Raw genomic sequence first — 7,046 nt, forward strand, 5'->3', positions numbered from 1 at the left:
AGATCGCGCAGCACGTATTGCAGGATGCCGCCGTTCTTGAAGTAATCGAGCTCATCCAGCGTATCGATGCGGCAGATGATCGGCACGTTCTTCACCGTGCCGTCGCCATAGGTGACCTTGGCGATCATCGTCTGGCGCGGTTTGATGGTGCTCAAGCCGTCGATCTCGACCAGCTCGTCTCCCTTGAGGTTGAGCGATGCCCATGAGGTGCCTTCCTCGAAGACGAAGGGAATGACGCCCATGCCGACCAGGTTCGAGCGATGGATGCGCTCGAAGGACTGGGCGATGACCGCGCGGACACCAAGGAGATTGGTTCCCTTGGCCGCCCAGTCGCGCGACGAGCCGTTGCCGTATTCGACGCCGGCGAAGACAACCAGCGGCACGCCTTCCCTTTTGTATTCCATCGCCGCGTCGTAGATCGATTCCTCTTCCTTGGACGGGTAGTGGATGGTGTAGCCGCCCTCGCGGCCATTCTCGCCCAGCATGTGGTTGCGGATACGGATGTTGGCGAAGGTGCCGCGCATCATCACCTCGTGGTTGCCGCGCCGCGTGCCGTACTGGTTGAAGTCGGCGACGCCGACGCCGTGGTCGGTGAGGTATTTGCCGGCCGGTGAGGCCGCCTTGATCGATCCGGCCGGCGAAATGTGGTCGGTGGTTATCTTGTCGCCGAACAGGCCGAGCACGCGGGCGCCCTTGATGTCGCCGATCTTGCCGAAACCTGACGTCATGCCGGCGAAATAGGGCGGGTTCTGCACATAGGTCGAGTTGTCGTCCCACGCATAGGTCTGGCCTTCCGGCGCCTTGACGTTCTGCCAGTACTCGTCGCCTTTGAAGACATCGGCATATTTGCGGGCGAACAGCTCGCGGGTGACGTTCTTCTCGATGAACTCCTGGATCTCGGCCGAGCTCGGCCAGATATCCTTGAGGTAGACCGGCTCGCCGTTCTTGTCCTCGCCGAGCGGCTCTGTCGTGAGGTCCTTTGTGACGGTGCCGGCCAGCGCGTGCGCGACGACCAGCGGCGGCGACGCCAGATAGTTGGCCTGCACGTCGGGCGAGACGCGGCCTTCGAAGTTGCGGTTGCCGGACAAGACCGCGGTAGCGATCAAACCCTTGTCGTTGATGGTCTTCGAGATCGGCGCCGGCAGCGGGCCGGAATTGCCGATGCAGGTGGTGCAGCCGAAGCCGACCAGGTTGAAGCCGATCTGGTCGAGTTCCTTCTGCAGGCCGGATTTCTCCAGATACTCGGCCACCACCTGGCTGCCCGGCGCCAGCGAGGTCTTCACCCACGGCTTCTGCTTCAAACCGAGGCGGTTGGCGTTGCGGGCCAGGAGGCCGGCGCCGATCAGCACGCTCGGGTTCGAGGTGTTGGTGCACGAAGTGATGGCGGCAATGACGACATCGCCGTGACCGAGATCATGGTCGGTGCCTTCGACTGCGTAGCGCTTGGAGATTTCGGCGGCCTTCTTGTATTCGGTCTCCATCGCCTTGGCGAAACCTTCCGGAATGCCTTCAAGGGCGACGCGGCCCTCGGGCCGCTTGGGTCCGGCCATCGACGGCACGACGGAGCCAAGTTCCAGCTCGAGCAGATCGGTGAACACCGGATCGGTCGAGCCGGTCTCACGCCACATTCCTTGAGCTTTGGCATAGGCCTCGACCAGCGCGATCCGGTCCTCGCTGCGGCCGGACATTGTGAGGTAGCGGATGGTTTCCGAGTCGACGGGGAAGAAGCCGCAGGTGGCGCCATATTCGGGCGCCATGTTGCCGATGGTGGCGCGGTCGGCCAGCGTCATGTTGGAGAGGCCCGGCCCGAAGAACTCGACGAACTTGCCGACGACGCCCTTCTTGCGCAGCATCTGGGTGACGGTGAGCACGAGGTCGGTGGCGGTGACGCCCTCTTTGAGCTTGCCGGTGAGGCGGAAGCCGATCACCTCAGGCAAAAGCATGGAGACAGGCTGGCCGAGCATGGCCGCCTCGGCCTCGATGCCGCCGACGCCCCAGCCGAGCACGCCAAGGCCATTGATCATGGTGGTGTGCGAATCGGTGCCGACGCAGGTGTCGGGATAGGCTGTCGTTTCGCCGTCCTCGGTGTTGGTCCACACCACCTGGCCGAGATATTCGAGGTTGACCTGATGGCAGATGCCGGTGCCGGGCGGCACGACGCGGAAGTTGCGGAATGCCTGCTGGCCCCATTTCAGGAATTTGTAGCGCTCCTCGTTGCGCTCATATTCCAGCTCGACATTGCGGGCGAAGGCCATCGGCGTGCCGAATTCGTCGACGATGACGGAATGGTCGATGACGAGGTCGACCGGCACCAGCGGGTTGATCTTCTGCGGATCGCCGCCGAGCGAGGCCATGGCGTCGCGCATCGCGGCAAGGTCGACCACGGCCGGAACGCCGGTGAAATCCTGCATCAGCACGCGGGCCGGGCGATAGGCGATCTCGACGCCGGCGGTGCCCTTGTCGGTCAGCCAGCCGGCCACCGCCTGGATCGATTCCTTGGTGACGGAGCGGCCGTCTTCGTTACGCAGCAGGTTTTCCAGCAGCACCTTCATCGAATAGGGCAGCTGCGAGATGCCGGTGAGGCCGTTCTTCTCGGCCTCGATGAGGTTGAAATAGGCATACTCCGCGCCGCCTGCGGTCAGCGTGCGGCGGCAATTGAAACTGTCGAGGGATTTTGACACGTGCGATCCTTGTCTGTTCAGCCTGAAAGGGAACGGACGCCGATGGCATGCAATCACGCGCAAAGGTGCGGGTACGGCCATTTCCGCTGTCCGTTCCCAAGCAACCCGAGCCGTTCAAGGCGGCGCGTGCGCTGGTTCGGCGCTAATTCTGTTCCCGTGCCGACCGCTGGCACGGATGCACCGCATATAGAGAATTTTCTGGAATAGTTCTAGACAGTTGGAAAGCAAATTTGTGCGATGCGGCAGCGGCCGCGACACATGGTTTCAGGGCAGGCGAGGAATGCGGCTGATCGCCGAAAATCTGGGCGGCGAGCGAGGCGGTGAGGCGGTGTTTTCCGGCATCGATTTTGCCTTGGAGGACGGTCAGGCGCTCATCGTCACCGGGCCGAACGGATCGGGCAAGTCGACCTTGCTGCGAGTCATCGCCGGGCTGCTGCCGGTGGCGCAAGGCAGCGTGAGGATCGAGGGTACCATGAAGATTGAAGACGGGGACGAAGCGTTTCCGTCTGTTGCCTCGGCCTGTCACTACCTTGGCCACCAGAACGCGATGAAGCCGGCGCTCAGCGTGACTGAGAATCTACGCTTCTGGCGCGACTTCAATGGCGACGGACAGCTCGGCGTCGAAGAGGCGCTGGAAACGGTCGGGCTCGGCGGCATCGGCCACCTGCCGTTCGGCTATCTGTCGACCGGGCAACGCCGCCGCGCGGCGATCGCGAAACTTCTGGCCAGCCACCGGCCATTGTGGTTGCTGGATGAGCCGACAGCGGGGCTGGACAAGGCGTCGGAGGCGCGGTTTGCGGAGTTGATGGCGAAGCATTGCAAAGGCGGAGGGATGATTGTCGCGGCGACGCATTTGCCGCTGGGGATCGAGGGGACGGAGTTGAGGATGGGGGGAACGGATTGATGACGGCGCGCGAGCATCTCATACCATGCTAGCGCTCTTCGCCCGCGACATCCGCCTCAACATCCGTGCCGGCGGCGGGGCGCTGACCGGGGTCATCTTCTTCCTCACCGTCATCGCCACCATCCCGTTCGGAGTAGGGCCAGACCTGAAGCTGCTGGCCCGCATCGGACCGGCCATCCTGTGGATCGGCGCGCTGCTGTCCTGCCTGCTCGGGCTCGACCGGTTGTTCCAGGCCGATCGCGAGGACGGCTCGCTCGATCTCCTGGTGCTCGGCAATGATCGCCATATGCTGGCCGTGACGGTGCTGGTGAAATGCCTGGCGCATTGGGCGGGGAGCGTGCTGCCGCTGGTCATCGCGGCTCCTTTGCTCGGCCTGTTCATGAACATGGAGCCGCTAGGCATCGGCGCCACGGCGCTGACGCTGCTGGTCGGGACGCCGGCGATCACCTTCATCGGCGCCGCCGGTGCTGCGGTGGCAGTGGCGCTGCCGCGTGGCGGGCTGCTGATCTCGGTACTGGTGCTGCCGCTGACCATTCCGGTGCTGATCTTCGGTGTTTCGGCGAGCTATGGGGCGACCGCCAATCCCGATCCGTTTCTGCAGCCCTTCCTCATTCTTGCCGCGCTGACCCTGTTTCTTGGCGTGCTGGGCCCGGTCTCGGCGGCGCTGGCGCTGCGGCATGGAACGGATTGATGTGGCCGCTGCGTATTGAAAATCCGATCTTTCTCCAGACCATCTACGGCAACTATCCAAATCTTTCGTCCGTCGAGGTTATTTCGGCCAAGATGGATCGCGAGGGTCCCACCATGCACCTGTCCTTTATCTCGACCATCCTTCCCTATCGGCCACCTGCCAAATGGGGCGCGTTCAACGCGGTATCCTTCGGACTTGAATTCATCGCGGTCGAGTCGGTCAGCCTGCGCAAGTTCGAGAGCCATGGCCGCAGTTCAATCAGGATGTGGGATGACGCAGGCAAAATCCTGCTCACCTGTGAGGGCGCTGTCAGACTCTCTCTGACCAGCCGGTGGATGCGTATCCATGGCATATCTGGCTATCTGCTGTCGCAGTGACGGCAATCCCAGATATCAAACCGCAAATCTGCCGCAGAAGTGGTTCATTGCGACATGCGGCCGGTACGGTTATGAAATCCGCTTTAGAAGCCTCGGAAATCGGGAAATGAGCGCACACGCCCTTTACGTGACCGCCGCCTATGGCATCACCGCCGTGGTGCTGGCCGGATTGATCGGCTGGATCCTGCTCGACCAGCGGGCCCGAAAGCGCGAACTCGCCGAGCTGGAGGCATCCGGCGTGCGGCGGCGCTCCGACAAGGCGGCAAAGCCATGAGCACCGAATCGGAAACGCCGCCCCCACGCACTCGTCGCCTGTTCGTGCTGTTGCCGCTGCTGATCTTCCTCGGCCTGGCCGGACTGTTCCTGTCGCAGCTGCTGTCGGGGCGCGATGCTTCGGAAGTGCCATCGGCCCTGATCGGCCTGCCGGCGCCGCAAACCAGCCTGCCGGCGCTGGAGGGGTCCAACCTGCCGGGGCTCGATTCGAAAACCTTCGCCGGCAAGGTCACATTGGTCAACGTCTTCGCGTCGTGGTGCGCGCCATGCCGCGAAGAGCACCCGGTGCTTCTGGCGCTGTCGCAGGATAAGCGTTTCACCATGGCGGCGCTGAACTACAAGGACCGGCCGGAAAATGCACGCCGGTTCCTCGGCGATCTCGGCAATCCCTTCCAGGCGATAGGGGTCGACGAAGCGGGCCGCGCGGCGATCGACTGGGGCGTCTACGGCGTGCCGGAGACCTTCGTCATCGGCAAGGACGGCAAGATCGCCTACAAGCATGTCGGCCCGCTGACGCCCGAGACGGCGAGGGATCTCTTGCTGCCACAGATCGACAAGGCGCTGGCGGCACGTTGATATTCAGGTGATGCCGGCCTGCAAACGGCGGCTTCCTGCGCTTCCGGTGCTCACGTACTTAAGTACGCTCCGCTCCGGTTCTCGGAAACCACCGTTTTCGTCTCGGCCTGACCTGAATCTCAACGCACCTTGGCGGTGCGTCTTATCGGACTCGAGATCAGCCGTAGATCTGCTTGTGGATCTGGTAGAGCATTTCCGAGCGATCGGCGCGCATGTCGGCCAGATCGCGGCTGGAAAAGCTGTCGATTTCGGCGACAAGGCGGTTGTAGTGCTTGCGCTTGGCAATGCTGTTGCGAGCGCGGGTCATGAGACTGTCGAGGATCATAGCAAGGTTCCTTTTTTGGCGCCGCGTTTCGGCGGCGGTTTCTTCCTCCCTTGATCGATACGAAGCATGACATAGTAATGGTGCATTGCAAAAAGAAGATGTTGCAATGCACCATTGCGCTGGACGCATAGCCGGTTAATACGGCGCTAACGTCATGCGCAGAGCCGGCAAGCGATCTTTTGCATGACACTGTGCGTACCCACATTGCCTTCTGTCCCTCCGGCTGGCTTGATCCGGGTGTCATTGATGCCGGGAGGAAAAGCATGGCGGCCGCAGACTATTATGAAATTCTCGATCCGCGCTTCGCGCGCCTGTTCAACGGCAACGCGCAGGTCGAGAAGCTGTTCACCGGATGCCAGTGGGCGGAGGGGCCGGCCTGGTTCGCCGCCGGCCGCTATGTCGTCTGGTCCGACATCCCCAACAACCGCATGCTGCGCTATGACGAGACCGACGGCAATGTCAGCGTCTTCCGCCAGCCGTCCGGCAATTCGAACGGCAACAGCGTCGACCGGCAGGGCCGGCTGATCACCTGCGAGCATTCGGGCCGCCGTGTCAGCCGCACCGAGTTCGACGGCTCGGTCACCACGATCGCGTCCAAATGGAAGGGCAAGCGGCTGAATTCGCCCAACGACGCGGTGGTGAAATCCGACGGCTCGATCTGGTTCACCGATCCGAGCTACGGCATCGATACGGATTATGAGGGCGACAGGGCCGAGAGCGAAATCGGCGCCTGTCATGTCTACCGGGTCGATCCCGGCACCGGCGAGGTCGAAGCCGTCATCACCGACATGGTCCGGCCCAACGGCCTGGCTTTCTCGCTCGACGAGAGCAAGCTTTATGTCGTCGATACCGGCCGCACGCATGGCGCACAGAATCCGGCACATATGCGGGTGTTCAATGTCGGCAAGGGCGGCAAGAAGGTTTCGGGCGAGAAAATCTTTGCCGACTGCACGGCCGGCCTGTTCGACGGCTTCAGGCTCGACGAGGACGGCCGCATCTGGACGAGTGCCGCCGACGGCATCCATTGCTACGATCCGGACGGCACGCTGATCGGCAAGGTCAAGGTGCCGGAAGTCACCGCCAACTGCGTGTTCGGCGGCAACAAGCTGAATTGCCTCTATATCGCCGGCACCACGTCGCTCTACATGGTGCGGCTGATGGTCAACGGCGCCAAGACATACTGAGACTGGAGCACTGGCTGAGACTGGAGCACTGGCGG

The 7,046-nt window shown here is 62.7% G+C and carries 8 protein-coding genes; 6 read left to right on the forward strand and 2 right to left on the reverse strand.

Annotated features, from left to right (window positions below; all coding sequences use genetic code 11):
- The coding region (gene acnA / locus EOB49_RS23150; RefSeq protein ID WP_127382330.1) for an aconitate hydratase AcnA at window positions 1-2,681 on the reverse strand (2,681 nt) is incomplete at its 3' end.
- 280 nt (window positions 2,682-2,961) lie between these two features.
- On the opposite strand from acnA, the gene ccmA reads away from it, so the two are divergent.
- The 5 genes from ccmA to EOB49_RS23175 all read left to right on the forward strand — a co-directional run bounded on the left by ccmA (window position 2,962) and on the right by EOB49_RS23175 (window position 5,502).
- Window positions 2,962-3,585, forward strand: coding sequence for a heme ABC exporter ATP-binding protein CcmA (gene ccmA, locus EOB49_RS23155; protein WP_127382331.1), 624 nt, complete (start codon window positions 2,962-2,964; stop codon window positions 3,583-3,585).
- A 25-nt stretch (window positions 3,586-3,610) separates the two neighbouring features.
- On the forward strand, window positions 3,611-4,276 hold the full coding sequence (gene ccmB / locus EOB49_RS23160; RefSeq protein WP_127320939.1) for a heme exporter protein CcmB: 666 nt from the start codon (window positions 3,611-3,613) through the stop codon (window positions 4,274-4,276).
- Window positions 4,276-4,653 (forward strand): Imm50 family immunity protein, encoded by a 378-nt coding sequence (locus tag EOB49_RS23165; RefSeq protein WP_206526130.1) that lies wholly within the window; start codon window positions 4,276-4,278, stop codon window positions 4,651-4,653. The genes ccmB and EOB49_RS23165 overlap by 1 nt, the downstream gene beginning before the upstream one ends.
- 106 nt (window positions 4,654-4,759) lie before the next feature.
- Window positions 4,760-4,927 (forward strand): heme exporter protein CcmD, encoded by a 168-nt coding sequence (ccmD, locus tag EOB49_RS23170; protein WP_127268184.1) that lies wholly within the window; start codon window positions 4,760-4,762, stop codon window positions 4,925-4,927.
- Window positions 4,924-5,502 (forward strand): DsbE family thiol:disulfide interchange protein, encoded by a 579-nt coding sequence (locus EOB49_RS23175; RefSeq protein ID WP_127382333.1) that lies wholly within the window; start codon window positions 4,924-4,926, stop codon window positions 5,500-5,502. Before ccmD ends, EOB49_RS23175 begins: the two co-directional genes overlap by 4 nt.
- A gap of 157 nt (window positions 5,503-5,659) precedes the next feature.
- On the opposite strand, the gene EOB49_RS23180 is transcribed toward EOB49_RS23175, so the two are convergent.
- Entirely contained in the window at window positions 5,660-5,827 is a 168-nt protein-coding gene (locus tag EOB49_RS23180; protein ID WP_013528833.1) for a hypothetical protein, read from the reverse strand.
- Window positions 5,828-6,090: 263 nt separating this feature from the next.
- Here EOB49_RS23180 and EOB49_RS23185 point away from each other — a divergent pair, with 263 nt between their 5' ends.
- Window positions 6,091-7,011 (forward strand): SMP-30/gluconolactonase/LRE family protein, encoded by a 921-nt coding sequence (locus EOB49_RS23185; RefSeq protein WP_127268186.1) that lies wholly within the window; start codon window positions 6,091-6,093, stop codon window positions 7,009-7,011.
- Window positions 7,012-7,046: the final 35 nt, after the last annotated feature.

The organism is Mesorhizobium sp. M7A.F.Ca.MR.148.00.0.0, assembly GCF_003997735.1.
Lineage (GTDB): Bacteria > Pseudomonadota > Alphaproteobacteria > Rhizobiales > Rhizobiaceae > Mesorhizobium.

Bases quoted from the DNA above. Each gene is read 5' to 3' on its own strand.
- EOB49_RS23165 (WP_206526130.1), top strand. From the start codon at position 4,276: ATGTGGCCGCTGCGTATTGAAAATCCGATCTTTCTCCAGACCATCTAC.
- ccmD (WP_127268184.1), top strand. From the start codon at position 4,760: ATGAGCGCACACGCCCTTTACGTGACCGCCGCCTATGGCATCACCGCC.
- EOB49_RS23180 (WP_013528833.1), bottom strand. From the start codon at position 5,827: ATGATCCTCGACAGTCTCATGACCCGCGCTCGCAACAGCATTGCCAAG.
- EOB49_RS23185 (WP_127268186.1), top strand. From the start codon at position 6,091: ATGGCGGCCGCAGACTATTATGAAATTCTCGATCCGCGCTTCGCGCGC.
- ccmB (WP_127320939.1), top strand. From the start codon at position 3,611: ATGCTAGCGCTCTTCGCCCGCGACATCCGCCTCAACATCCGTGCCGGC.
- ccmA (WP_127382331.1), top strand. From the start codon at position 2,962: ATGCGGCTGATCGCCGAAAATCTGGGCGGCGAGCGAGGCGGTGAGGCG.
- EOB49_RS23175 (WP_127382333.1), top strand. From the start codon at position 4,924: ATGAGCACCGAATCGGAAACGCCGCCCCCACGCACTCGTCGCCTGTTC.